This is a genomic window from Bradyrhizobium huanghuaihaiense, from assembly GCF_025200885.1.
GTDB lineage: Bacteria > Pseudomonadota > Alphaproteobacteria > Rhizobiales > Xanthobacteraceae > Bradyrhizobium > Bradyrhizobium huanghuaihaiense.
In genome coordinates this window covers 2,134,202-2,159,825 of sequence record NZ_CP104172.1, presented here as the reverse complement: position 1 = coordinate 2,159,825, position 25,624 = coordinate 2,134,202, and the positions used below count along the sequence as shown (strand labels likewise).

The following is a 25,624-nucleotide window of genomic DNA, read 5'->3' as shown; positions in this document are numbered from 1 at the left end:
GCCTGCGCCGGCACCCGATTGCCTATGAAGCGCCCGAGCCCTTCCTCTCCTCGCGTTCCGCCTCGATCTCCCGCTCCGCTTCGAGCCAGAAGTCCAGGTCACGATCGGTCGGTCGGCCGGCCTGCTCCCAGAGCTCGTACGCACGCGCGCGTACCTCGCCGCGCCGCATCATGCGAAAAAGCTTTCGCTTCAGCTCCTCCGCGAAGCTTCTGAAGCGCTGTCCCGTGGTCTCGTCCTTGACGAGCGCGGCCGCTCGCGTTGCGAATTCGATCTGGCGCTCGATCTTCTGCTGCTCGTCCACTGCGAACACTGCCGTAGGAACCGGTTGTTTCAGAACCCGTGCTGTTCAAACACCAAATCTTTTCCGCCGAGTTCTGTTCCTTGAGATGCAGTTCGCAGGACGGATGGGGCGAAGCGAAACTCAAGCCTCGGCAATGGAGCAGCATGGAAGCGGCGGGCGCCGCCTAGTGCCACGTCGTGTCGGCTTCGACGATCACCACCCTTGTTTCGGGATCTTCGGTCGTGTTGCAGGTGCAAGGCATGCCCTCGCCGCAGCGGCAGCCGCCGAGCTTTTCGCTCCAGACCCGGAGCGGATGGTTTTCGCAGACCCATCCCAGACCCTGGCAGAATGGGCAGGTCTTGCCGGTCACAGCGTATCCGGCGTCCGCTGCGTGTTGGACTTGTCCTCGTTGCGCAGCTCCTGCTGGGCCGCGCGCCAAAACTCCTCCTCGCGGCCTTCGGGCTTACCGGCCTGCTCCCACAGGCGGTGCGCGCGTTCTCTGATCTCTTGCTCGGTCGGCTCGGACAATTGCATCTCCTCCTGTGAGCACGGCCCGCCCTTGGGTATGGGGGGGCTTGGAGGCAGGCCGTGCAGGCCAGCGCTCGGCAGCGAATCTGGCCCGCGGAGTCAAGCATTGACGGTTCGCAAGAGTTCCTAGTCGATCGTACCGACGCGGCACGCCCCGGGGCCGACGCGCTGTCCCGCGCAACCCGTCCCCCTGGCGAGCGCGACGCATCCGAGCCCGGGCAGCCCGATCAACGACTGCATCGATGCATAACGCGCGATGCCGCCGGCGGCGAACCTGCAGAAGCTGAGAGTGACGCGACCGTAGAAGACGCCTGCTCCGGGCTCCGAGGATGCGAAACGATAGGAGGCGCCGAGACCGCGGGCGATCGCCAATAGTCCCATGATCTCGTGGTGCGTCAGGGCCGAGTGAATGCCGAGCAGTGAAAGCAACAGGGCTTGAATGCCGAGGCTGCTCATGACGGCCTCGCCTCGATGCGCGGCATCGGCAGGAATTGCGCGAGATGGGCGCTCCTCCACTGATATGGCGTATCGCCGGCGAAGCGCTTGAACACCGTCGTGAAATGAGCCTGCGTCTGGAACCCGACGGTCAAGGCGATGTCGACGAGCGAGGCGTCGGCCCGCTGCAGCAATTCCTGGGCTCGCTCGATCCGCCGCTTCAGCAAATAATCGTGCGGCCGCATGCCGACGGCCGCCCGGAACTGCGCGGCGAAATGCATCCGGCTCAGGCCGGCTACGGCGGCCAGATGCTGCAAGGTGACCTTCGCGTCCAGATTGTCGTCGATGTACTGCATGACGCGCTTGAGACGCCATTTCTGCAGCGACCGCACCGTGCGGCAGGCCTGGCCTTCGCGGTCGTCCTCGGCCGGCTCGGACTGGCCACTGACCACCGTCCGCCGGCTGGCCTTGCAGGTCAGCATGGCCAGACGCAACGCGTCGACCAGGATGGCGGAATGGGGATGGTGCATGGCCTTGGTGGCCGCGAGTGCATCCGAGAGGCGCCGCATCACGGGGTCCGTGACCTCCTCGGCACCTGCCTCGCGGTCGGAGTCGGCGGACGCGCGTGCAAGACGTTTCGCGGAGACCCTGAAGCTCGGCCCCCCGTCGGCCGATCCTCGCACCTCCGCCGCTGGCGCCTCGATGGCCAGCGCGACATCCAGATGCACGAGGGAGAGCGTCATCGCCTCCTCGCCGGAGCGCGGCGAACGTTTCGATGGCCGCAGCGGGCCGTCGATCGACGAGACGTCGAGTGCGGCGGCGACATGATCCTTGGCGGCTTGCGGGTATGACATCATCAGCGACATCGTCGAAACTCCTTGTCCCAGTTCGCAGCGGCAATGCCTGGCAGGCGATCCGGATGCGATGGGAGCAGAGTAGTTCGGCGATCCGCGCGCTCCATTCTACGCGCGGGTGCATGGATAAGGTCTCGGGTTAACCGCGTCATACCTAGGTATGATCGCAGCGCGGCCACGGGACGATGGCGCGAGCGGAACTCCTCGTCCGCATCCACGGACGTGCGAGTCCGATGGTGCGGCGCGCCTGCGATAGTTTGACGCGCCCGCGTTCGGCGGGATCGCCGATCAGCCTTGTTCTGCCCGAGAATCCCTTGTCGGAACTCACGCCGGATTCAACTTCACACGAGGTCTTCCAAGAGAGCACGAAAATCACCGGGCTGGATATTGTGGACGCGATCAAATCGCGGCATCAACGCGGCTGCGATGAGAAGAAACACCGCCTGCGACGATGACGAACCTTGATCGGCCTACGGGTTCATCCATGAGCCGCGCCGGCTTGCGGTTCTGGTCCGCCGTCCTCGCCTTCGCGGTCTTCATGGTCGACGTGCTGACGCCGCTCGAGGGCGCGGTCGCGGTGCTCTATGTCGTCGCGATCCTGCTCGCGGCGAGGACGAACCGGCGCAACGACATCATCATTGCCGCAGCCGGCTGCATCGTCCTGACCATAAGCGCCTATCTGACGTCGCACGGTCTGCAGACGATCGCCTCGCCTGCCCTTCGCGCGCTGGTGAGCCTCGCGGCCATCGGGATCACGACCCTGCTGGTGCTGCAGAATCACGCGGCGCACAGCGCGCTGGTGCAGAGCGAGCAGCGATACCGCCGGATGTTCGACGCAACCCGGATCGGCGTCGTCGAGGAAGACTGGAGCGGACTCCGGGCCGCGCTGGATTCGCTACCGAGCCGCGGGGCGGACCTGCGCGATTATCTGGCACGACATCCCGATTTCATCCGGCATGCCCGCGGGCTCGCCAGGATCGTCGACGTCAATCCGGCCCTGCAGAAGATGGCGGGCGCCAGCAGCTCTGCGGCCTTCATCGAGAACGTGGACAAGCTGCTGGGCGAGAACGATCGCAGCTTCCTCGACGCCCTGGTCGCATTCGCGCAAGGAGAGCGGTTTCACGAAGGCGAGACCGAGCTCGTGCGGCTCGACGGACGCAAGGTCCCCGTGCTGTTCACGATCACCTTCTCGCCCCGATCCGGCGAAGATCATGACGTGCTCGTCTTCGTCGTCGACATCACCGAGCGCAAGCAGGCGCAAGACGCGCTGCTCGCGGCGCAGGTCGAGCTCGCCCATGCGGCCCGCGTTGCCACCCTCGGCGAGCTCAGCGCCTCCATTGCGCACGAGGTGAACCAGCCGCTGGCGGCGATCGTCACCAGCGGCGAGGCCGGCTTGCGCTGGCTGCGGCGCGACGTCCCCGATCTCAAGGAGGTTGCGACCACGATCGGCCATGTCGTGGCTCAAGGCCGCCGTGCCAGCGAGGTCGTGACCCGCATCCGGACCTTCCTGAAGAAGGCTTCGCCCCAAAAGGACATGCTCCACGTCGGCGAGATCATCGACGAGGCGACGGCGCTGGTCGCGCGCGAGGTCGCCAAGGACGACGTCGCCCTCATCGTCGAGACGGAGCCTGACCTGCCGTCGGTTCGCGGCGACCGGATCCAGCTGCAACAGGTCCTGGTCAATCTCCTGATCAACGCCGGCCAGGCCATGTCGGGCCGCCCTGGTTCCCGCACCATCACGCTGCGCGTCAGCACCGCGAACAGCGAGACCCTCGCGATCACGGTGCAGGACAGCGGCCCGGGTATCCACCCTGACGACCTGCCGCGCCTGTTCGATCCGTTCTTCACGACGAAGGACGGCGGGATGGGCATGGGACTTGCGATCTGCCGAACGACGGTGGAAGCTCACGGCGGCCGATTGTCGGTGGCGAGCACCCCGGGTTCGGGCGCGACATTCCACCTGACACTGCCATTTAGCCAAGAACACGCCCTGCCATGACACGACAAAACCAGGCCCAACCGCCGGCGCCTCCCTCCAGCGCGATCGTCATCATCGTCGATGACGATGCGGGCATCCGCGCCTCACTCGACAGCCTGTTCCGATCCGTCGGCCTCGAGACGCGGCTGTTCGGCTCGCCCGCCGAACTGCTCGGCAGCTCGCTGCCCGACCGCCCCGGCTGCATCGTGCTGGACGTCCGTCTTCCGGGCGTGAGCGGGCTCGATCTGCAGGGCCAGCTCGTCCGGCAGGGCATCAGCTATCCGATCATCTTCATGACCGGCCATGGCGACATTCCGATGTCGGTGCGTGCCATGAAGGCCGGCGCCGTGGACTTCCTCTCCAAGCCGTTCCGCGACCAGGACATGCTCGACGCCGTGACGGCGGCGCTCGAGCGCGATGCGCTGCACCGCGCCGAAGCCGCGACCAAGGACGACATCCGGGCCCAATACGAGACCCTGACGGCGCGCGAGCGCGAGGTGATGGGCCATGTCACCGCCGGCCTGATGAACAAGCAGGTCGCCGCCCTGATCGGCCTCAGCGAGATCACGGTCAAGATCCACCGCGGGAACGTCATGCGAAAGATGGGGGTTAGGTCACTGGCCGACCTCGTTCGCAAGGCCGAGGCGCTCGGGGTTTCCCAAACCCGCAGGTCTACGGACCAAACCTGAGTATAATTCCGGCGGGCCCACCCCAGGGTGCATAAGGCGTCATCGGCCGCGCAACGGGAGATATCCTCCTTGCCTTGCGGAACACCGCGGTCAGGATTGTGCGCGAATGGCCAAAACCCCCGTGATTGCGATTGTGGACGACGATGAGGGCGTTCGCACTTCGCTTGCGAGCCTGGTTCGCTCGCTTGGCTACGAGGCCGATGCCTACGAGTCCGGCGTCGACTTCCTGCGGCATGCACCGGGAGACGATCCGGCATGCATGATCGCCGACATCCAGATGCCTGTGATCACCGGCGATGAATTGCAGGCGCAATTGATCGCGTCCGGCCGCCGCTTCCCGATCATCTTCATGACCGCATTTCCAAGCGAAGCCGTGCGTCAGCGCGTGATGGCCGCCGGCGCGCATTGCTTTCTCGGCAAGCCTTCCAGCGGCGACGAGATCATCCGCTGTCTCGAGAACGCGCTGGCAGGCTACGGCGCAGCGCCGTAATCCATCCGTCCCTCGCTCGCGCGGCACCCTCGTCCCCCAAGCGTGCATTCTGGCAACCGGGTTGGTGGACCGGAAATACCGGCAGGCCCGGCCAACCTCATAGTCGCCGTCGATATTGTCGATATCGGCAGGGCGGGCACGCTCTGCCGAAGCGGATGGGGAAACATGCCAGTGAACGCCACCAGTGCTGCCGCGCCGCGCCCGCTGGTCTTCGCCGGCGTTCCGGCGAGCTCCTGGGCCTTCGCGTTGCGCGTCTGGCTGGCGATGCTGCTCGCGCTCTATGTCAGTTTCTGGCTCGAACTCGACTCGCCGTCGTCGTCCGCCCTCACCGTGGCCGTCCTTGCATTGCCGACACGCGGTCAGGGCATGGAGAAGGCCGGCTACCGGCTGCTCGCAACCGCCATCGGCGTTGCCGCATCGATCGCAATCGCGGGCCTGTTTTCCCAGACCGACGGTCTCCTGCTCGCGGTGCTCGGCATCTGGGTCGGGCTCTGCGTCTATGTCGCCGGGATGCTGGACGGCAATCGCGCCTATGCAGCGGCGCTCTGCTGCATCACCGTCGCCCTGGTCGATATCCAGCAGATCGACACGCCGCTCCAGGTGTTCCCGGCCGGCGTCGCACGCGGCGCCGCCATCGGCATCGGCGTCCTTGCAGTGGCGCTTGTGAACGAGTTTTTGGCCGCGCCGAACTACCATCCGGTGCTGGCAAGCCGCATCGAGGCGCTGTACCACCGGGCCGCGGACCTCGCACAAGGCGCCGAGCGCGCCTCCGCGCCGGCTGCGGCGAGCCTGTTGCATGACATCGCGGCACTGCGTCCGGAGATCGCCAGCCTTGCGACGGAATCCAGCATCGGCACGGCAAGGACCGAAGCTGCGCGCGCCGCGCTGGTCGACCTCGTCAGCGCGCTCTCGCTCGGCCGCATGCTCGCAGCGCTCCCCGCCGCCACCCCGGATACAGCCGGACTGATGGCGATGTCCCGATCCTGGCTCCAGACCGAGATCGGCCGAAAGAACGCGCAGGTCCGCAGCAGCCTCGACGCGCTGCGTGAAGGGACGCGGCCGTCCCATGCATGGCGCGCCCCGCTCTATCGCTCGCGCCGCATCGCGGCGGAAACCGGCGCGCGGGCCGCGATCTCGTTCACGCTGATCGCGGTCTTCTTCGTGCTGACAGGCTGGCCGAGCACCGAGCTCTGCCTCTCGCTCGTGGCGGTGATCATCGGTCTTGGCTCGACGACGCCAGCGCCACGCAGCTTCACGCTGGTGACGTTGACGGCGATGCCGATCGCCTGCGCGCTGGCCGGCATGCTGAAATACCTCGTCTTCAACGGCGTGTCCGAATTTCAATTGCTGGCGATCGGTCTTGCGCCCGTCGTCATCGGCCTCGCGTTGCTGATCTCATTGCCGAACCCGACGCTGTCGTCGCTCGGCCGTCTCGTCCTGGTGTTCACGATCGCCGTCCTCGTACCGACCAATCCGCAGAGCTACGATCCCGAGGTGTTCCTGGTGACGAGCCTCTTTGCCTGCCTGTCGGCGGTGCTCGTGTTCGCGGCGCAGATGCTGCTGCCTCCCCTGTCCGGCGACCGGCGGGTTCGGCTGCTGCTGGGAGAGGCCAGGCGCGAGCTGGACCATCTCGATCGCGGACGAACCCGACACCTCGCGCCGGAAGAAGCCGCGTTTCGCGACGCGGCCCGGATCGAACAGATCCTGACCGCGAACGGCGCCTTGCCTCTCGATGGTCAGATCACGGCCAAGGCGATGCGCTGTTTCGGCCAGGCCGAAGCCCTGCGGCGCTGCCGCGCCGAACTGGACCGGCTGCGACTGGGGCCGCTCGCCGAAGCGGCTCAGGACGCGCGAGAGGCCCTCGCGCAGCGGAACGGCGGCGCCATCCTCGCTTCTGCCGACGTGCTCCGCGAGGCGGCGGTGCGAAGCAACCTGTCCGCCAATTCGGCCATCGCCATCCTGATCGCAGCGAGCGGCGCATTCGCACCGTCACAGCCTGAAAACCGGGGCGAACGGCCATGACGAACACCTATCGGGAGCTGGTCGTCGGCGGCGTGCTCATCGCCCCCATCGTCACCTATGCGGCAATCGCGCTGCTTGCGTTCCTGCTGCTCCGTCCGCTGCTGCGCTTGGTCGGATTCGCAAGATTGTTCAGCAACCCCTCGCTGGCCGAGCTCAGTCTCTACATTGCGATGTTCGGCCTGCTCGCAATGTTCTTCTAGGGAGAAATGAGTCATGGACGTCGCGGTGGTCCGTTTCGTCCGCGATGCCGGCAAGCATCTTGCGACCCTCGGCATCGCACTGGTCGCGGTCCTGATCGCGGTTGCGACCTGGCAGTACTACGTCACCGCGCCCTGGACGCGGAACGGCAGTGTCCGTGTCCAGGTCGCCAACGTCGCGCCGCAGGTTGCGGGCAAGATCGTGGAGCTGAGGGTGGCCGACAACCAGTTCGTCCACAAAGGCGACGTCCTCTACGTGATCGATCCCTTCGACTTCGAGGTCGCCGTCCGCGTCGACAAGGCGCTGATGGACCAGCGGGCCGCGGACCTCGTGGTGAAGCAGGCCGAGTACGAGCGGCGCCAGCATCTGTCCGACCTTGCGACGACACCCGAAGAGCAGCAGATCTATGCCGGCAATGCGGCGCAGGCGAAGGCTGCCTACGAGTCGGCGGCGCACCAGCTCGCGCAGGCAGAGCTGAACCTGAAGCGCACCAGCGTGATCAGTCCGGTCGACGGCTACGTCACCAATCTGCTGCTGCGTGCGGGCGACTACGCCGTCACCGGCGTCAGCAACATTTCCGTCATCGACTCCAACAGCTTCTGGATCGACGGTTATTTCGAGGAGACCAAGATGGCGCGGGTCTGCGTCGGCGATCGTGCCGAAGCGCATCTGGTCGGCTATCCCAGGCCGATCCTCGGGCATGTGAAGACCGTGACGCGCGGCATCAGCGTGTCGAACGCGGCCGTAGGCACGCAAGGCCTGCCCAACGTCGATCCGATCTACACCTGGGTGCGGCTGGCACAGCGTGTACCGGTTCGCCTCGCCATCGACACGGTGCCGCCGGATGTGCCGCTCGTCTCCGGCATGACAGCGACGGTGACGATCCGGCAGCCGTCCGAGGGCGCCGGACAAACCTCGTTCGACCGGTTCCGCGCGAGCTTCGTCGATCCCGTCTTCGATCTGTTCGGCGCTGGACGTCCGCCCCGCCCCGATTGCCTGCAGACGACATCGCAGCAGCGCCCCGAGATTGAAACGCTTCCCTACACACGCGAACCTGCGGTTCCGCCGGCGGAGAAGATCGCACCCGGCCTCACGCCCGGCATCGACGCCTCGCCGCGCCTGCCCTGAGGCTGACGAGCCACCTGACATTGGGCGAGACGCACCTCGCGTCTCTTCGGTTCGCGTCGCCCGCTAACACCGGGCGCTCGTCCCAAGTGCTTGATCGCTTTGATCCAATTGAAGCATTTGCGACACCCGGTCGCAGTCTGCGCACTTGCAACATCTAACACCCTTTAAGCATCCGTAACGAGCCTTGCGACAGCTTCAGACTTATCGTTCGAGCATGAGCCAATTGCATTCTGCGAGCCGACAGCGGCAGCAGAATCCAGGACACGGGACGAACGATGTTCACTGATCTGCAAGCGGCCGGCGCCTGGTCGCCCTCTCAACCCAACCGTCATGAACCCGATTCCCCGCTCGGGGCACGCGCAATTCCGTGCGAGCGAAGATGGCGTCAGCCCGGCCAACACGCCGGCACGCCGCCAGAGGACATCACGATCTCGCGCTGGGTCTGCACGCAAGCAGACATAAGGCAGGAAGAAGCGACGACGCCTTGCGACCGATACTTCCTCGCCATCGCCTTGAAGACGACCCCCCTCAAATTGAGCAGAGGCCGTCGCACCATCTTCGACGGCATCATGCCGGCAGGCACGCTCTATGTCGGCGCGCCGTCGCAGCAGCTCTGCGCGTTGTTCTCCGCGCCGTACGATTTCCTGCATTTCCACCCCGCCGCCAGCGTCTATTTTCCATGCCCGCGCCCCGGCGCGGTTCCCGCCTCGTCCGAGATTTTCAACGACCTCCTTCTGCTCCGCGACCCCTTCGCCGAGCAGCTCGCGAAGGCGCTCACCGAACATGGCCATCTGGCCGACCGCGAATTTGCCCGCTGCATCGGCCGGACGCTGGCCATGCACGTTGCCCGGCACGAGCGTCCGCACACGAAAGTCAACGCGCTGGCGAAATGGCGGCTGCGGCGCGTCGAGGAGTATGTCGGGGCACATTTCGAGCGCTGCATCAGCCTGTCCCAATTGGCCAAGGTCGCGGGACTGTCCCGCATGCACTTCGCGGCCCAGTTTCGTGTCGCTACGGGCTACCGACCGCGGGAGTACCTGCTGCACGAGCGCGTCGAACGCGCCAAATCGATGCTATCGAGCTCGGACACGCCTTTGGCCGAGGTGGCGCTGGCCGTCGGCTTCTGCACGCAGGCGCACTTCTCGACCGTGTTCAAGCGCATGACGGGTGACACGCCCGCGCGCTGGCGGAGCGCCGTGCGGAACGCGTCCGCTTCGTCCAGCCGCTCGGACAGCGATCCCGCGTCGGCGCACAAGGCCATGTCGCGCGTGCTGGGCGTGGACCTCTCGTGAATCATGCGAAATGAGAAACAGCAGGGGTTCGTGAAATACGCCGGCTGCGGGATCGGCGATGATGTGCGTGTTACGTGACTTAAGACCCCCAAGTCACGGCTCGAGCCTTCCTCCTCCCTGGGCAACGAGCATTTTAGGGGCCGTCCTCCCCCAAAGGACGGCCCCCTTTTTTTCGACAGCCACGACGCGATCGACCGTATCATCGCTTCGGGACTTGCCGGCTCTAGGAGCTGAGGTGGCGCATGAGCCAGCTGCGGACGCCCTGAAGACTTCGGAAATCGTCCAGCGAGCGCGCTGGAAGCGTGGGGGCGATTTCCGCGGCCATGCCGCTCAGTGCATGTCCCGGGCCGAGCTCCAAGAAACCCGTCGCACCCGCCTCGACACAGGCTTGCAGGCAATCGGCCCATTGCACGGTTTGCGAGATCTGCGCGGCGAGCTTGTCGAGACCGGTTTCGCGCGAGACGACCGGAGCGGCATCGATTCCGCTCAGAATGCGCGCACCGTTCCGCGACGGGAACGACACCGGCGCCATATTTAAGGTCTCGCGAAATGCGACGGATGCGCCGGCTAGACGCTGGGTGTGGGAGGCAACCTCGACCGGCAAAGCGACGATCCTTGCGCCGTGCATTGCCCCCGCGTCTGCGGCGATCTGGTTCAATGCCTCCCGGCCACCACCGATGACAAAGGCATCGCCCGGATTGACGATGGCGATCGCTGCACCGTGGCGCCCGCAAAGGCGACCGGCCTGCTCTCGCGTAAGGCCGCGGACGAAGATCAGCCCATCGCCGGCATGCGTCGCCGCATCCATGGCCTCAGCCCGGCGCGCGACGAGGTCGAGCGTGAGGATCGCGTCGAACAGGCCGCCGACGCCCCAGGCCGCGACCTCGCCGACACTGTAGCCGGCAATGATCGCGCCGCGCGGAATGGCATCGCCGAGTGCGGCCATCGCTGCGAGCGCCTGCAAAGTACACAGAATCTGGCCGGCGCGATTGCGGTGCAGGGCCTCGTCGGGTTCGCGGCGCACGAATTCGCGCGGATCCCCGCCACCGAGCAATGTCGCCGCGTGCGCAAACAGGCGCTCAGCTTCCGGCGCATCGCCGGTGAGGGCGAACATCTCCCGGTGCTGCCTGCCTTGTCCCGAGCACAGGATCGCGAGTGTCATGGCTGCGGCCTAATGGGGAGAGAGCATCGCGATCGCAATCGCGAGGGTCACGATGCTGAAACCAGTGCTGGCGATGACCATGGAGCCGATCGTCGCGGAGTCCAGCCGGTAGTTGACGGCAAACAGAATGCCGAAGAAGCCCGACGGCAACGCCGCGAGCAGAATCGCCGTCTTCGCGGCATCGGGCGGAAGGTGCAAGCCGTAGACGATGCCGACCGCCACCAGCGGACGCAAGACGTCAGCAGCTCCCGTTGCGGCAACCACTCTCCAATTCAGGCGGAGCGACTGGGCAGACAGAACGAGGCCGGTCAGGAACAGCGCAACGCCTGCAGCCGCGCTCCCGATCAGGGTGAGACAGGCATGGACAAGTGGATCGAGATTCATGCCGGACAACGACAGCACGACGCCGAGCGCCGGCGCCCACACCACCGGCTTGATGAGCGCGCGCCGCACCGCCATCAGGACCGGATGCGACGGCGCATCGGCGCCGCGGGTCTTGGCGGCGCTCATCTCGACGATCACGAGGGTCAAGGGGCTGACAAGGATCGAGCCGGTTGCGAGCGCAACGGCGACCGGGACGACGCCTGTCGGCCCGAGTACGGTCGACAGGATCGGGAGACCAACGCCGGCAAGATTTGGAAAGCCGACCGTCAGAGCCTGCACCGATGCGTCGGACCTCGTCACCGCAAAGAAGCTGCGCTCGAACCAGTACCAGCCGGCATAGATGACCAGCATCGTCACGCCGAACACCAGGAAGACCGGAGCCTGCCCGGTGATCCCATCGCGCGGGGCCGATGCGGTTGCGGCGAACAGCGAGGCCGGCAGGGCGAAATCCATCACAAGCGCGTTGAGACCTTCGACGTGACCGTTGTCGACGATGCGAAATCTGCCGGCGCCGTACCCCAGCAGCAGGACGAAGAAGACCGGCACCAGCGCCATCAGGATGACATTCGACGTCATGAGGTCGGCCTCTCATGGGCGTCGACGAAGAGCGTCATGGCAAGCAGATCGGCCGATCCGCCCGGACTGAGACGGCGGGCGACGAAGCTCTCGTGGATCGATTGCGCCCGTGCGCGCCAGCCGGGCGCGCAGGCGCCGCCCGAAGCAATGAAGCGACGCGCGGCGTCATGCGCAAAGCGAAGGCCATCGAGCCCGCCGCGATGCAGGAGGTTGGTGTCTTCGACGGTTGCGATCAGGGCGAAGCACGCCTCGACCCGTGCGGCTTCCGTGTCTTGCGGCACGACAGACATTGCCCTCCGCAAGGCGGGCAAGCCGATTCTGTAGATACTCGGAAATCCTGACGCAGCCTCGATACGCGCACCGCCGGCGCGAAAGCGGCGGCGGGCCGCGCTGCCATGGCTGTGCAGCAGCACCGGACCGTCGAGGATGCTGTCGCCCCACAGGCGCGTCACGACATCGCCAAGCGGAAGCCGGGGATCGGCCAATCCACCGGCTCTCGCGCCGGCCGCCGCGCACAGCAGGCCGAGCCCGAAGATCGCGCCACGATGCGTGTTGACCCCCGACGTTGCCGCGAACATGGCGCGCTCCGCCTCGAGGCCGATGATCCGCAGCCGGCCCATGCCGCAGCCAAGCGCGCCCGCATCGGCCAGGCGTTGCAGATAAGGCCTGATCGCCACAGCGCTGCGGCGAAACGTGCCCGCATCCATGTCATCGTGACTGCCGTTGTCGACGTGGCTTACCAGCCCCGGCTTCGGCCAGGTTTCCAGCTCCTTGACGAGGCAGTCCGAGGCGACAGCGCCGATCGCGGAGACATCGGGCGCGATCTGCGCTCGGCGCAACTCCGTCCGTTCCACACCTCTCGCGGCTGTGGTGATCATGATGCCATCGCTCCCGAAATGAACTGATGCCTGCCGAGCAGCCCAACGCTGTCGATGCTCTTGACCAGAAGCTCGCTCGCGCCGCCGTGAAACTCGCGCCAGTTGACCGCGGCGCCGTCGGCCCCCATCAGCTCACCATCAAGCCGCATCGGCACATCGGCCTCGATCGCGGCGACATCGGCGACGAGGCGATCGATGTCGGTCTCGGTTCGAAACTCGAACAGGACATCGAGATCGGAACGAGTGGTCACGTAGTCGAGCCCGGTCAGCGACTGCCAGGCCAGGCTGCCGAAGGCGCGCGCATCCACCGCATCGCGTCGCGCCAGCGCGTCGAGCCGGTCGAGCGTCGGCCACCAGTTGCGCGGAGCGTAAGCCCGCGCCTGCCGCAGCAATGGCGGCCGCTCGACGGAGGTGACGTGGTCGTTATCAACCAGGAGGGAGATCCGCTTCTTGCCGGCCGAGGGCGGCAGGGGCAAGCCTAAAGCGAGCCCCTTTGTCTCGCCTGGCAAGGCGCGGCGCCTGATGGTCGGCCATCGCATTTTGGGCCAGCGCGCGACCAGCGCATCGGTTGCGAGATCGCCGCGTGCGTCCAGCATCGTGCGCCACCCTGCCGGGCTGACGAAGACGAGGTCGTGACGACCCGGTGGACGCTCAGCGTGCTTGCAGGGCGAGGTCACGAACACGCTCCGCGATCTCGGCAGTCTTGAGTCGGCCGCCACGCGCCTTGCCGAGCGCATCCCGCCGGTCCCGCGCGGCCGGCATATCGGCCAGCAGCGCCTCCAGCTGATCGGCGAGGGAGGTGGCATGGCTCCATGTCATGTGAACCGCGCCCATCTGCGCGAGATTGGACAGTCCCGGAGCGAACACCGGCGTCGACTTCGCCTTCTCCTCCAGCGCTTCCATCGACAGCTTGGTGACCTTCGCCATCGACGGCAGGTCCATCACCGCAGGGGCCGCCCCCGGCAATCCGATCAGCACGCGCGTTGCAAGGCCCGTCGCAAGCAGCGCGCCCGCCGCCGAATGACCGTAGAGAAGGCCGATCGTCGGCCGGCCGTTCATGTCCGCGTGGATCAATACCTTGGCGAGATGCGCGAGGAATTCGTTCAGCCCGAGCAGCTCATCGCGCTTGCTCATGCGCTGGCTGTCGCTGTCGACGAGCACCAGGATCGGACCGCTGTCCCGGCCGATCGACCGGAGCACATGACCGGACAATCTGATTGCCTCGTCGACACCCAGCGCGGTCCTATCAGCGACACCGAGGACGAGCATTGTGTCGCCGGATCGCAACGTCGCCGAGCCGAGAAGGACCCCTTTGTCGTTCCGGACCTCATGGCCGTCAGGGAACAGCGAAGTGATGATATCATCGAGCGTCACGGCTGGTCCTCCCGATCCTGTCAGCAAGCGCAATGAACTGATCGGCCGGCAGCTCCGGAACCGTTTCAGCATGTGCGATGCCTTCCGTCGTCCAGATGTCGACGGCATCCTCGCAGGCGCCGAAGCGGCGCAACCGGTCGGCAAGCCGCTCCTGCTCGGCCTTCAGGCTGTCGAGACCGAAAGGTCCGACCACACCCAGCAGCTCCAGCGCGGCCTCGCGGAAATCCTGCACATTGTCATCGGCAAAGACGTCGGCAGCGCCGAGCAGGCGGCGATGCTTGCCGCCCATGGTGCGCCAGACCAGCGCGCGGTCGCGGGAGTCGAACTCCTCGACGCCGCGATTGGTCTCGATCACCTCGGGGCCCGATACCGCGATGCGCCCGGGCTCCGAGACGGCAAGCGCGGAGCAGCAGCCTGCGATCAAGCCACCGCCGCCATAGCATCCGGACCTGCCGCCGATCAGGCCGATCACCTTCACGCCGGCATTGCGCGCCTCCATCACCGCCCGCATGATCTCGGCGATGGCGAGCTCGCCGGCATTGGCTTCCTGCAACCGGACGCCGCCGGTGTCGAACAGGATCAGGACGGGGATCGAGCCGATCTGGCGCGCCGCGCGGAGCAGCCCGGTCAGCTTGGCGCCGTGCACCTCGCCAAAGGCGCCGCCCATGAAGCGGCCCTCCTGCGCGGCAACGAACACCGGCGAACCGTCGAGGCGGCCGTGACCGACGACGATGCCGTCGTCGAACTGCTCGGGAAGATCGAATATCTTCAGGTGCGGACTGACCTCGCGCTGCTCCGGCTCGATGAACTCGACGAAGCTGCCGGCATCGAGCAGCAGCTCCAGCCGCGTCCGGGCCGATGCCTCGTAGAAGCTGGTGCCGCGGGCGCGTTCGGCCGGGGTGATGTCCTTGAGCGGCGCGGTCATTGGCCGTTCTCCGCGATCAATCGCACTGCCTGCGCCAGCCGCAGCGAGACCGTATCGGGGCGCGCGCCGCCGTCGTTGATCGAGAATCTTAAGCCGCCGGGCGAATAGCGCTCGACGAAATCGCCGATCACGGCGGTCCACACCTCGCCGAAGCCAGTCGCTGCGGTCTTGATGTCGAGGGCGCATTCCGCATCGGGCAGCACGCGCTCCACCAGCACTTCGAGATTGCCCGAAGCGACCACGCCGACGATCGCGCTCTTCCTGATGCCGCCGGCCCGTGCGCGAACCCTGTGCTGAAACCTGAGATCTTCCATGGCCCGTCCTCACCAGTTCCTGAATTTCGACGGCGGCGCGTAGAGGCCGCCCGACCAGCGCACAAGATCCTTGATCGAGCGCGCCGCCAGCAGGCTGCGATCCGCATCGAGCGGATTGATGCCGAGATCCTCCGGGCGGCGGATCACCCCGCGCTCGCGCAACTGCGCGACCATGTTGCGATCCCGTCCGCGGCCGACATCGGTATAGCCCGCGACACCGCGGATGGCCTGCTCGCGCTCCTGCGCGGTACGGCATAGCAGAAGGTTGGCCACGCCCTCCTCGGTGACGATGTGCGTGACGTCATCGCCATAGATCATGATCGGCGCGAGCTCGAGGTTCAGCTTCTCCGCGAGCTCGATGGCGTCGAGCTTCTCGACGAACAGCGGCACGTTCTTGTCCCCGAACGTCTCGCCGATCTGCACAACCAGCTTGCGGCCGCGGCGCATCAGGGCCGCGCCATCGGGGTCGGCCTCGGCTCCGGCTTTGAGCCAGGGCTCGCTCGGATGACGGCGGCCGCGGGCATCCGCGCCCATGTTCGGCGCACCGCCGAAGCCCGCAATGCGCGAGGTGGTGACGGTCGACGAATTTCCCTGCAGATCGATCTGCAACGTGGAGCCGATGAACATGTCGCAGGCATAGAGGCCGGCGGTCTGGCAGAAGGCGCGATTGGAGCGCAGCGAGCCGTCAGGACCGGTGAAATACACGTCGGACCGGGCGCGGATGTAGTCATCCATGCCGACCTCCGAGCCGAACGAGTGGATCTGCCGCACCCAGCCGGACTCGATCGCCGGAATCAGCGCGGGATGCGGGTTCAGCGCAAAATGGGTTGCGATGCTACCCTTCAGCCCAAGGCGCTCGCCGAAGGTCGGCAGCAGGAGCTCGATCGCGGCCGTGCTGAAGCCGATGCCGTGATTGAGCCGCTGCACGCCATAGGGCGCGTAGATGCCCTTGATCGCGAGCATCGCGGTCAGGATCTGTCCCTCGGTGATCGCGGCCGGATCGCGCGTGAACAGCGGCTCGACGAAGAACGGTTTGTCGGACTTGACGATGAAGTGGACGCGGTCCGCCGGGATGTCGACACGCGGCACCGTCTCGACGATCTCGTTGACCTGCGCGATCACGATGCCGTCCTTGAAGGCGGTCGCCTCCACCACGGTCGGCGTGTCCTCGGTGTTGGGTCCAGTGTAGAGATTGCCTTCGCGGTCGGCGCTGACGGCGGCGATCAACGCGACCTGCGGCGTCAGGTCGATGAAATAGCGGGCGAACAATTCGAGATAGGTGTGAACCGCGCCGAGCTCGATCTTGCCGCCGAACAGCATGCGGGCGATGCGCGCCGATTGCGGCCCGGAATAGGCATAGTCGAGGCGCCTGGCGACGCCGCGGTCGAACAGGTCAAGATGCTCGGGAAGAACGACGCCCGACTGCACCATGTGCAGATCGTTGACCCTCGCGAGATCGACGGCGAGAAGCGCGCGGCTGAGCAGATCGGCCTGCTTCTGGTTGTCACCCTCGAGGCAAACCCGGTCGCCTGACCTGATCACGGCCTCCAGCAGGCGCGTGGCGTCGCTCGCCTCCACGACCTTGCCGCGCGCAAACCCCGCGCCGGCCGCGATGCGCGCATCGCGCGCGGCGCGGTTGTTCTGCCAGTTGGTGCTCACGGAATCCTCCTGATGGGACAGTCGGACCGGCGGGAGTGCTGTCTCTCCCGCCGTCCTTCCTTCTGCCGGCCGTGCGTCAGGACCGGCAAAAACACATCGTCAGCGCGTGGCCGGTTGATCGATGCTGCGTGCAGCGCGAGTGATGACGGCAGCCACTTCCTTCGGATGCGACTCGTAGACGGAGTGGCTGGCGCCGGGGATCACGGTGGTCTGGCTCTTGGCGCGCTCGTAGTACCAGCGCTCGAGATCCGGATTGATGATCTGGTCGCTGCCGGCAACGATGCCCCAGCTCGGCTTGGTCTTCCACGCAGCCGCGGTCAGCGGCGTGCTGAACACCTGGGTCGCCGCCAGGACCTGGGAGCGCGCAACGAACTCGGCCCGCTCGCGCGGCAGATCGGGCGCGAACAGTTTCGGGAACTGCACGGGATCGAGATAGGTGAACTTGTCGGGCGTGACCTTGATGACGCCCTCGGTCTTGCCGAGCACGCTCGGCGTCTTCTTGCCCAGCGCCGATTCATCCTCGCCGACGTCGGGCGCGTGTGCGGCGACGTAGACGAGGCCGACGACGTTGGGATGGACGCCGGCCTCGGTGATGATCGAGCCGCCATAGCTGTGACCGACGAGGAGCGTCGGGCCGTCCTGGAGATCGAGAATCCGCTTCGCCGCGGTGACGTCGTCGGCGAACGAGGTTTCGGGCTCCTGCACCATCGTCACGCGGAAGCCTTCCTTGGTCAGGATCTCGTAGACCGGCTTCCAGCCCGACGCATCGACCCAGGCTCCGTGCACCAGGACGATGTTCTTCGGGGGTTCCGCGCGCGCCGGGACGGTCGCGAACAGGGAGAGGGCGGCAGCGAGGGCGAGGCCAGCGTTGAGGGGTTTCATGTCGGGATCACTCCGGGGTTGGAATGACGCGACACTAGGTTCGTCGCTCCCTTGCGTATTTCGGCAAACAACGGCGCTTGCCACTTCGCACGCCGGCAAGTCCGCCGCGGCTCGGATCCCGCTCAAGTCCGGTTTCTCTGATGGCACGACCTCGCGCGCGTGCAGGGCGGCTGACGTTCGTAAGCGAAAGACGGCTCGTATCGGTTCTGTCATTCGAGACCGACGTTCAACCATCGACACGAGAGGATCGACAATGACATCGAATTCACTCATCCCGATTGCAGCTGCCATGATAATCCTCGTGGATGCGGCCTCTCCGGTTCATGCAGCGTCCTGCGAGGCTTCAATCGGACATGTCCAGGCAAAGCTGGACGCCGCCATCGAGAAGAATGCCGGCGCGCATGGCTGGGGCCCGGAGAGCCTCAGTGCGCTGCGCAGTCATCAGCCCACGCCGCGATCGCTGGCGGAGGCTGAGGGCGCGAGCGGAGCGCAGCTTCGGCTCGCGCTCGATGCGCTCGATCGTGCGCGTGCCGCGGACCGCTCCAGAGACATCGCCAGGTGCCGCCGGGAGCTGTCCGAGGCAACGCTGCTGCTGCAAAAGCAGTCACAATGAGGGAGATGCTTCCCGATCGTGCGGTGAGACAGCGGGACGTGCTTTCAGGAAATACCGGGTCGCCGGCCGCTCCCTATCGTCCCGCGCAAATGAAAGACTCCGGAGCAGCCCATGCGAGAACAGCCCTCATCGAACAGGTTCGGATGCCGCCGGCTCGCATCGATGCATCTGCGCGCGGCGCTCGCAACTGGCCTGATATGGCTGATGCCGGCTGCGGCAGATGCGCAAATGACGCTGCCGACGACGCCGCCCTCCGTCGGCATGTCCGCGACCTCGCCGCTCAACCTCGGCGCGACGCGGCCTGAAGGCATTCCACTCGGCTCGACCGAAATCGCAACGCCCGGCATATCCCCGATCAATCCTTCGCTGGGCATGACGAACTGCGCGCCATCGGGCAATGCCGGATCGTCAGGCGCCCCGTTCGACGGCGGCGGGCTCTCCGGAAGCTCGTCGCTCGCGTGCCAGAGCGGCACGACGACGCCGTCGGCCCTGCCTCCCCAGACATCGACGATCGGACGCGTCGGGATTCCGCTCGGGTCCACCGAGCTCGGCGGTGCCGGAATCAGTCCATCCGTGCCGGTGCCCGGCCCCACGTCCATGGGCGGCACGACGTCAGGTAACAGCTCCGGCAATCCCTGAGATCAACAAGGACATCATTGTGAAGCGGAACCTCACCCTTGCACTCGTCGCTCTCGCCGCGATCCTGATCGGCGGAACTCTCTGGTTCTTCAGCCGCGACCAGAAGCCGGCGGTCGCCGCCGCGCCGGTGCCCGTCGTCGTGCCGGTGGTCGCCGCCACCGTCTCCGGCAAGGACGTCCCGATCTATCTGCGCGGCATCGGCACGGTGATCGCCTACAACACCGACGTCGTGCGCAGCCAGATTCAGGGACAGATCGTCAAGATCGCCTTCACCGAAGGACAGACGGTCAAGTCCGGCGACCTGCTCGCCCAGATCGACCCGCGCCCTTACGAAGCACAGATCGAGCAGCTGACCGCCAATCGCGACAGGGACCAGGCGCAGCTCGCCAATGCCGAGGCCAATCTCGCACGCTACAACCAGCTCGGCGACAAGGGCTATGCGACCCCGCAACTGATCGAGACGCAGACGGCGCAGGTGGCGCAGCTCAAGGCCGCAGTGAAGGCGGACCAGGCCCAGATCGACGAGGCCAACGTCCAGCTCAGCTACACGCGCCTGACATCGGCGATTCCAGGCATCACCGGCGTTCGCCAGATCGACGTCGGCAACGTCATTCATCCGACCGATCCCAACGGTCTCGTCGTCGTCACGCAGATCGAGCCGATCTCGCTGCTGTTCACCCTGCCGCAGACCGACCTGCCCGTGATCCAGCAGCACGCCGCAAAGGGAGAGCTGAAGGTCATCGCCTACAGCCAGGACAACAAGATGAAGCTCGACGAGGGCACGCTGCTGCTGGTCAACAACGAGATCGCGGGCACGACCGGCACCGTCCAGCTCAAGGCGGTGTTTCCGAACCACGAGCATCGGCTGTGGCCGGGCCAGCTGGTGAACGCGCGCCTGCTGCTCGAGGTTCAGAAGAACGCGCTCACTGTCGCCGGCTCGGCCGTGCAGCAGGGGCCGAACGGCAGCTATGTCTATGTCGTATCTCCCGACCAGACCGCGGCCTTGCGTCCCGTCCACGTCGCGCAGATCAGCGACGGCCAGGCGCTGATCGACCAGGGGCTGAAGTCGGGCGACGTCGTCGTGGTCGACGGCCAGTATCGGCTGACGGAAGGTAGCCGCGTCCGGGAGTTGCATGGCAAAGCTGCGCGCGAAGCCGACCTGCAGAGCGCCGTGCAGGACGCGCTTCCATGAACCTCTCCGCGCCCTTCATCCTGCGACCGATTGCAACCGCGCTGCTGATGGCCGGCCTGCTGCTGCTCGGCCTTGCGGCCTATCCGCTGCTGCCGGTCGGAGCGCTGCCGAACGTCAATTACCCGACGATCCAGATCTCGGCGCAATTGCCCGGCGCCGATCCCGGCACCATCGCCTCATCCCTCGCAACGCCGCTCGAGCAGCAGCTCAGCCAGATTCCGGGCATCACCCAGCTCACCTCGTCCAGTGCGCTCGGCGTCGCCCAGCTCACGGTGCAGTTCGAGCTGTCGCGCACCGTGGACAGCGCGGCGGTGGACGTGCTGGCCGCGATCAACGCCGCCAGCCCCTTCCTGCCACCGAACATCCCCTACCCGCCGACGATCAGGAAGGTGAATCCGGCGGAGACGCCGATCATGCTGATCGCGCTGACGTCGGACTCGTTGCCGCTGACGACGGTGGACGCCTATGCCGAAAACATCCTGCTGCCGAAGATCTCGCAGGTGCCTGGCGTCGGCCTCGTCGGCATCGGCGGCCAGCAGAAGCCCGCGATCCGCGTTCGCGTCAATCCGCAGGCGCTCGCCGCCCGCGGCATCGGCCTCGAAGACGTCCGCACCGTCATCGCCGGCGCCAATGTCGACCTGCCCAAGGGCACGCTCAACAGCCCGCGTGTCACCTACACGCTGAACACCAACGACCAGCTGCTGAAGCCTTCCGCCTACGAAGACCTCATCATCGCCTATCGCAACGGCTCGCCGGTGCGGATCCGCGACGTCGGCACGGCGATCGAGGCGCCCGAAAACGACCTCCTGGCCGGCTGGTACGGCAAGGATCCCGCCATCATCCTCGCCGTCCAGCGCGTTCCCGGCGCCAACGTCATCGAGACGGTCGACCGCATCAAGAAGCTGCTGCCGCAGCTGCAGGCCTCCGTTCCGCCGGCGATCAAGGTGACGATCGCGGCCGATCGCACCGCCACCATCCGCGCCGCGGTCTCCGACGTTCAGTTCACGCTGATGCTCACGGTCGCCCTGGTGGTGATGGTCATCTTCCTGTTCCTGCGGAATTTCTGGGCCACCGTCATCCCGGCGATCACGGTTCCGCTGGCGCTGATCGGGACGTTCGCGGTGCTTTATGTGCTCGGCTACAGTCTCGACAACCTCTCGCTGATGGCCTTGTCGATCGCGGTCGGCTTCGTGGTGGACGATGCCGTCGTGGTCATCGAGAACATCGTGCGCCATCTCGAGCAGGGCATGACGCCGCTGGAGGCGGCGCTCAAGGGCTCCGCCGAGATCGGCTTCACGATCGTCTCGATCACGCTGTCGCTGATCGCGGTGTTCATCCCGCTGTTCCTGATGGGCGGCTATGTCGGCAAGCTGTTCCAGGAATTCGCCGTCACCATCACCACCTCGCTGCTGCTCTCGCTCGTCATCTCGCTCACCCTGACGCCGATGATGTGTGCGCGTCTGTTGAAGGACGAATCGCGAAAGAAGCACGGCCGGATCTATCTGCTGTTCGAACGCGGCTTCGATGCGCTGCTCGCGCTCTACGCGCGGGGCTTGCGCGTCGTGCTGCGCCATCGCTTCGTCACGCTGCTCGTGATGCTCTCCACCATCGCGCTGACCGGCTATCTCTACGTGATCATTCCGAAGGGTTTCTTCCCGCAGCAGGACACCGGACAGATCGTCGGCATCACCGAGGCCGCCCAGGACATCTCCTTCCCCGCGATGTCCGAACGCCAGCAGGCGATCGTCAACATCCTCCTGAAGGATCCGGCAATTCAATCGGTGGCAAGCTATATCGGCCCCGGCGGCCCGACGGCGACGCTCAACCAGGGCCGCATCTTCATCGTCCTGAAACCGAAGCCCGAACGCCGGGCCAGTGCGGACCAGATCATCAACCGCCTGGGCCCCCAGCTCGCCCACATCCAGGGCATCAGGCTCTACATGCAGGCCGCGCAGGACATCACGATCGGGGCACGGCTCTCGAAGACGCAGTACCAGTACACGCTGACGGATGCCGATTCCAACGAGCTCACCCACTGGTCGGCGATCTTCCTGGAGAAGCTCCGCGCCCTCGACGCCATCACCGATGTCGCGAGCGATCAGGCCAATGCCGGTCCGCGGCTGGAGGTCACCGTCGATCGCGAGGTCGCCTCCAGCTTCGGCATCCTGCCCACGACGATCGACAACGCGCTCGACGACGCCTTTGGCCAGCGCATCGTCTCGACCATGTTCACTTCGCTGAACCAGTACCATGTCGTGATGGAGGTCGATCCACGCTTCCAGTACGGGCCCGAAGCGCTCAAGGACATCTATCTGAACTCGGCCTCCGGCCAGCAGGTCCCGCTCAGCACGCTGGTCCACAGCGTCATCAAGCCCGCGCCGATCCTGATCAATCACCAGAGCCTGTTTCCCTCGGTGACGATCTCGTTCAACCTGAAGCCGGGCGTCGCGCTGGGCGATGCGGTGACGGCGATCCAGAAGATCGAGAAGGACACCGGCAAGCCCGCCTCGCTGTCGACCTCGTTCCAGGGCAACGCCCAGGCGTTCCAGTCCTCCCTGTCGGGCACGCCGCTCCTGATCGGGGCGGCGCTGATCGTGATCTACATTATCCTTGGTGTGCTCTATGAGAGCCTGATCCACCCCATTACGATCCTGTCGACGCTGCCGTCGGCCGGCATCGGCGCGCTGTTGCTGCTGCTCGCGGTCCACATGGATCTCAGCGTCATCGCGATCATCGGCATCATCCTCCTGATCGGCATCGTGAAGAAGAACGGCATCATGCTGGTCGACTTCGCCCTCGAGGTGGAACGCCAGAATGGGCTGAGCCCCGAGGAGGCGATCTACCAGGCCTGCACGCTTCGTTTCCGGCCGATCCTGATGACCACGATGGCGGCACTGCTTGGCGGCGTGCCGCTGATGATCGGCTCCGGCACCGGTGCGGAGCTGCGCCAGCCGCTCGGCTATACCATCGTCGGCGGCCTGATGCTGTCGCAGATCCTGACGCTGTACACCACGCCTGTCGTCTATCTCTATCTCGACCGGCTCAGCAACTGGCTCACCGGGCGCAAGCCTCGGTCCGAAACATCCACCCCATCCAAGACCGAGGCAGAGACGGGAATGAGCCATGAATCCGCTTGAGAAAGTGACAACCGGCATGACGGCGGAAAAACTGGTGACCGTCACGCGCGAGATGACGGTCGGCCATGCGGTGCCGGGCATGCCTGCAGTCTACGGCACGCCGATGATGATCCTGCACATGGAGATGGCCGCGGGATCGGCGGTTCAGCCGTTGCTGCCTGCAGGTCATGTCAGCGTCGGAATGATGGTCAATATCCGCCATCTGGCGGCGACGCCGGTCGGCCGTACGGTGCGCGCGACGGCACGGGTCGTCGCGGTCGAGTCGAGGAGCATCCTGTTCGAGGTCGAGGCCTGGGACGGCGACCGCAAGATCGGCGACGGCACCCACCGCCGCGGCGTCGTCGATCTCGCCGAGTTCGAGCGGCGGTTCGGCGTGACAATATCCGTGGCCGAGATAGCCTAAAGTCGCACGCGGCTCGGCGGCAGCTTCGTGCGTTTTGGCAAAGTGCCTGCGAAAACACAAAAGACCTCCCCTCGGCGGCGCGCTAGACCTTCCGCATGACGCTCGAACGCCTGGATGGCTCTCATCCCGTAAAGCCGCAGCGATGGTGGCGCCGTCTGCTGCCGATCCAGACAATACAGGACCGGATTCTGCTGTGGGCTTGGGGTAGCCTTGTTTTGACCCTGCTGTCCTTCGCCTGTTCACTGCTTGGCGACAATTTCACGGCGATCGCTTTTGCCGCTTTTCTGGCCGCTTCGCTGACGCTCGTCGGCGCGATCATGGATATCACCGCCCTGAAGAAGGCCCACGTCGAGCTGGAGCGGAGCGAGCTGCGCTACCGCCATCTGTTCGGCCGCATGCCGATCGCGTTCCGGCAGCTCGACGCCAGCCGGCTCGTCGCGCTGTTTCGAAAGCTGCGCGCCGAAGGCGTCAAGGATCTCGGCACCTATTTCGACAGCCATCCCGAGTTCCTGCGGACCTGCATGGATGCGCTCACGTTCCAGGAGGCCAATGAACGCGCGATCCAGATGTTCGGCGGAGGCAGCGAGGGCTATGTCGGACGTTCCCTGGCCGACACCTGGAAGGAGCGCCCCGACACGTTCCGCCGGGCGATGGAGTCCCGCTATCGCGGCGAGACGAACTTCGAGGAAGAAACCAAGATGGTCACGTGGGACGGCCGCGTCGTCGACGTTCTCTTCACGACCGCCCGCGTCGGCCCCATCAACGATCTCGAGGTCAGCCTGGTCGGCACGATCGACATCTCACAGCGTGTTCGCGCCCAGCAGAAGCTTCAGCAGGTGCAGGCCGAGTTCGCGCATGCCGCGCGGGTCTCGATGCTGGGCGAGCTCACCGCCTCGATCGCGCACGAAGTCAACCAGCCCCTCGCCGCCATCGCCACCAATGGCGCCGCCGGGCTGCGATGGCTGAACAGGCCGGCTCCGGATATCGTCGAGATCCGCAAGACCATCGAGAACATCGTCGTGGATACAAAGCGCGCCGCAAACATCGTGGCGCGCGTTCACGGCATGGCCTCGCGGAAAGCGCCCGAGCAGGCCTCCCTGTCGTTTGACGAGATCGTTCGCGAAGCCCTTCTCTTCCTGCGGCACGAGATGGAATCCCGCAGCGTAACAATCCTGCACCGGCCTGATCCGGCCGCACCGCAGGTGCTCGGCGACCGCACCCAGCTCCAGCAGGTGATCGTCAATCTGGCCATCAACGCGGTGCAGGCGATGACACAGGCGGGATCTGACGATCGCAGGATCGTCATCAGCACGGTCGCGCAGGACGCGGCCACGCTGTGCTGCTCCGTGGAGGACAACGGACCCGGCATCGCCGGCGAACATGCCGGCCGGCTCTTCGACAGCTTCTTCACGACCAAGGAGAGCGGCATGGGCATGGGACTTCCCATCTGCCGGTCGATCGTCGAAGCACATGGAGGGCGGATCGGCGCCGAGGGCAGCGCCGCGCAGGGCGGCGCCCGTTTCTGGTTCACCCTGCCGATGTCCGTCGCGGCGGATTCGCCGCGGTCCGATCTCAGTGTGAATGCCTGACCG

28 protein-coding genes are annotated in these 25,624 nt (G+C 66.0%); 14 read left to right on the top strand and 14 right to left on the bottom strand.

Annotated features, from left to right (window positions below; all coding sequences use genetic code 11):
- Window positions 1–22: 22 nt before the first annotated feature.
- From N2603_RS10215 to N2603_RS10195, 5 genes are all read right to left on the bottom strand, one after another.
- Window positions 23–301, bottom strand: coding sequence for a DUF2934 domain-containing protein (locus N2603_RS10215; RefSeq protein WP_260388628.1), 279 nt, complete (start codon window positions 299–301; stop codon window positions 23–25).
- Window positions 302–464: 163 nt separating this feature from the next.
- Entirely contained in the window at window positions 465–650 is a 186-nt protein-coding gene (locus tag N2603_RS10210; RefSeq protein ID WP_018641366.1) for a hypothetical protein, read from the bottom strand.
- Window positions 647–808, bottom strand: a complete 162-nt coding sequence (locus N2603_RS10205) for a DUF2934 domain-containing protein (RefSeq protein WP_080648017.1) — start codon at window positions 806–808, stop codon at window positions 647–649. Before N2603_RS10205 ends, N2603_RS10210 begins: the two co-directional genes overlap by 4 nt.
- Before the next feature lie 126 nt (window positions 809–934).
- On the bottom strand, window positions 935–1,264 hold the full coding sequence (locus tag N2603_RS10200; RefSeq protein WP_260388627.1) for a hypothetical protein: 330 nt from the start codon (window positions 1,262–1,264) through the stop codon (window positions 935–937).
- Entirely contained in the window at window positions 1,261–2,109 is an 849-nt protein-coding gene (locus tag N2603_RS10195; protein WP_260388626.1) for a helix-turn-helix domain-containing protein, read from the bottom strand. The genes N2603_RS10200 and N2603_RS10195 overlap by 4 nt, the downstream gene beginning before the upstream one ends.
- Window positions 2,110–2,330: 221 nt before the next feature.
- Here N2603_RS10195 and N2603_RS10190 point away from each other — a divergent pair, with 221 nt between their 5' ends.
- The 8 genes from N2603_RS10190 to N2603_RS10155 all read left to right on the top strand — a co-directional run bounded on the left by N2603_RS10190 (window position 2,331) and on the right by N2603_RS10155 (window position 9,894).
- Window positions 2,331–2,552 carry a hypothetical protein gene (locus N2603_RS10190; RefSeq protein WP_260388625.1) on the top strand — a complete coding sequence of 74 codons (222 nt, stop codon included), beginning with the start codon at window positions 2,331–2,333 and terminating at the stop codon, window positions 2,550–2,552.
- 29 nt (window positions 2,553–2,581) lie between these two features.
- Window positions 2,582–4,096, top strand: a complete 1,515-nt coding sequence (locus tag N2603_RS10185) for a two-component system sensor histidine kinase NtrB (RefSeq protein WP_260388624.1) — start codon at window positions 2,582–2,584, stop codon at window positions 4,094–4,096.
- Complete coding sequence (locus N2603_RS10180; protein ID WP_260388623.1) at window positions 4,093–4,764, top strand: response regulator transcription factor; 672 nt, start codon at window positions 4,093–4,095, stop codon at window positions 4,762–4,764. Before N2603_RS10185 ends, N2603_RS10180 begins: the two co-directional genes overlap by 4 nt.
- A gap of 106 nt (window positions 4,765–4,870) precedes the next feature.
- The gene (locus tag N2603_RS10175; protein ID WP_260388622.1) at window positions 4,871–5,254 is read left to right on the top strand and encodes a response regulator transcription factor; all 384 of its coding nucleotides are present in this window, start codon (window positions 4,871–4,873) and stop codon (window positions 5,252–5,254) included.
- A 165-nt stretch (window positions 5,255–5,419) separates the two neighbouring features.
- On the top strand, window positions 5,420–7,276 hold the full coding sequence (locus N2603_RS10170; protein ID WP_260388621.1) for an FUSC family protein: 1,857 nt from the start codon (window positions 5,420–5,422) through the stop codon (window positions 7,274–7,276).
- Window positions 7,273–7,476: a DUF1656 domain-containing protein gene (locus tag N2603_RS10165; protein WP_260388620.1), complete on the top strand. Its 204-nt coding sequence runs from the start codon at window positions 7,273–7,275 to the stop codon at window positions 7,474–7,476. Before N2603_RS10170 ends, N2603_RS10165 begins: the two co-directional genes overlap by 4 nt.
- A 13-nt stretch (window positions 7,477–7,489) precedes the next feature.
- Window positions 7,490–8,602: an HlyD family secretion protein gene (locus tag N2603_RS10160; protein WP_260388619.1), complete on the top strand. Its 1,113-nt coding sequence runs from the start codon at window positions 7,490–7,492 to the stop codon at window positions 8,600–8,602.
- A gap of 275 nt (window positions 8,603–8,877) precedes the next feature.
- Window positions 8,878–9,894, top strand: coding sequence for a helix-turn-helix domain-containing protein (locus N2603_RS10155; RefSeq protein ID WP_260388618.1), 1,017 nt, complete (start codon window positions 8,878–8,880; stop codon window positions 9,892–9,894).
- Window positions 9,895–10,117: 223 nt separating this feature from the next.
- On the opposite strand, the gene N2603_RS10150 is transcribed toward N2603_RS10155, so the two are convergent.
- From N2603_RS10150 to N2603_RS10110, 9 genes are all read right to left on the bottom strand, one after another.
- Complete coding sequence (locus N2603_RS10150) at window positions 10,118–11,056, bottom strand: acyltransferase domain-containing protein (RefSeq protein ID WP_260388617.1); 939 nt, start codon at window positions 11,054–11,056, stop codon at window positions 10,118–10,120.
- Between the two features lie 9 nt (window positions 11,057–11,065).
- Entirely contained in the window at window positions 11,066–12,016 is a 951-nt protein-coding gene (locus tag N2603_RS10145; protein ID WP_260388616.1) for an AEC family transporter, read from the bottom strand.
- The gene (gene mdcB, locus N2603_RS10140; protein WP_260388615.1) at window positions 12,013–12,894 is read right to left on the bottom strand and encodes a triphosphoribosyl-dephospho-CoA synthase MdcB; all 882 of its coding nucleotides are present in this window, start codon (window positions 12,892–12,894) and stop codon (window positions 12,013–12,015) included. Before mdcB ends, N2603_RS10145 begins: the two co-directional genes overlap by 4 nt.
- Window positions 12,891–13,571 carry a malonate decarboxylase holo-[acyl-carrier-protein] synthase gene (gene mdcG / locus N2603_RS10135; RefSeq protein ID WP_260388614.1) on the bottom strand — a complete coding sequence of 227 codons (681 nt, stop codon included), beginning with the start codon at window positions 13,569–13,571 and terminating at the stop codon, window positions 12,891–12,893. Before mdcG ends, mdcB begins: the two co-directional genes overlap by 4 nt.
- A complete protein-coding gene (mdcE, locus tag N2603_RS10130; RefSeq protein ID WP_260388613.1) occupies window positions 13,546–14,268 on the bottom strand; it encodes a biotin-independent malonate decarboxylase subunit gamma in 723 nt (240 codons plus the stop codon). Before mdcE ends, mdcG begins: the two co-directional genes overlap by 26 nt.
- A complete protein-coding gene (locus N2603_RS10125) occupies window positions 14,255–15,193 on the bottom strand; it encodes a biotin-independent malonate decarboxylase subunit beta (protein WP_260388612.1) in 939 nt (312 codons plus the stop codon). The genes mdcE and N2603_RS10125 overlap by 14 nt, the downstream gene beginning before the upstream one ends.
- Complete coding sequence (gene mdcC, locus N2603_RS10120; RefSeq protein WP_260388611.1) at window positions 15,190–15,507, bottom strand: malonate decarboxylase acyl carrier protein; 318 nt, start codon at window positions 15,505–15,507, stop codon at window positions 15,190–15,192. The genes N2603_RS10125 and mdcC overlap by 4 nt, the downstream gene beginning before the upstream one ends.
- A 9-nt stretch (window positions 15,508–15,516) precedes the next feature.
- Window positions 15,517–17,166, bottom strand: a complete 1,650-nt coding sequence (gene mdcA, locus N2603_RS10115; RefSeq protein ID WP_260388610.1) for a malonate decarboxylase subunit alpha — start codon at window positions 17,164–17,166, stop codon at window positions 15,517–15,519.
- A gap of 99 nt (window positions 17,167–17,265) precedes the next feature.
- Window positions 17,266–18,048 (bottom strand): alpha/beta hydrolase, encoded by a 783-nt coding sequence (locus N2603_RS10110; RefSeq protein ID WP_260388609.1) that lies wholly within the window; start codon window positions 18,046–18,048, stop codon window positions 17,266–17,268.
- 253 nt (window positions 18,049–18,301) lie between these two features.
- Between N2603_RS10110 and N2603_RS10105 the strand changes: the two genes are divergently transcribed.
- From N2603_RS10105 to N2603_RS10080, 6 genes are all read left to right on the top strand, one after another.
- Window positions 18,302–18,661: a hypothetical protein gene (locus N2603_RS10105; protein WP_260388608.1), complete on the top strand. Its 360-nt coding sequence runs from the start codon at window positions 18,302–18,304 to the stop codon at window positions 18,659–18,661.
- A 111-nt stretch (window positions 18,662–18,772) separates the two neighbouring features.
- Complete coding sequence (locus N2603_RS10100; protein WP_260388607.1) at window positions 18,773–19,300, top strand: hypothetical protein; 528 nt, start codon at window positions 18,773–18,775, stop codon at window positions 19,298–19,300.
- Window positions 19,301–19,319: 19 nt separating this feature from the next.
- Window positions 19,320–20,492: an efflux RND transporter periplasmic adaptor subunit gene (locus N2603_RS10095; RefSeq protein ID WP_260388606.1), complete on the top strand. Its 1,173-nt coding sequence runs from the start codon at window positions 19,320–19,322 to the stop codon at window positions 20,490–20,492.
- Complete coding sequence (locus tag N2603_RS10090; RefSeq protein WP_260388605.1) at window positions 20,489–23,629, top strand: efflux RND transporter permease subunit; 3,141 nt, start codon at window positions 20,489–20,491, stop codon at window positions 23,627–23,629. Before N2603_RS10095 ends, N2603_RS10090 begins: the two co-directional genes overlap by 4 nt.
- Entirely contained in the window at window positions 23,616–24,032 is a 417-nt protein-coding gene (locus N2603_RS10085; protein ID WP_260388604.1) for a thioesterase family protein, read from the top strand. Before N2603_RS10090 ends, N2603_RS10085 begins: the two co-directional genes overlap by 14 nt.
- Before the next feature lie 95 nt (window positions 24,033–24,127).
- Entirely contained in the window at window positions 24,128–25,621 is a 1,494-nt protein-coding gene (locus N2603_RS10080; RefSeq protein ID WP_260388603.1) for a sensor histidine kinase, read from the top strand.
- Window positions 25,622–25,624 lie beyond the last annotated feature (3 nt).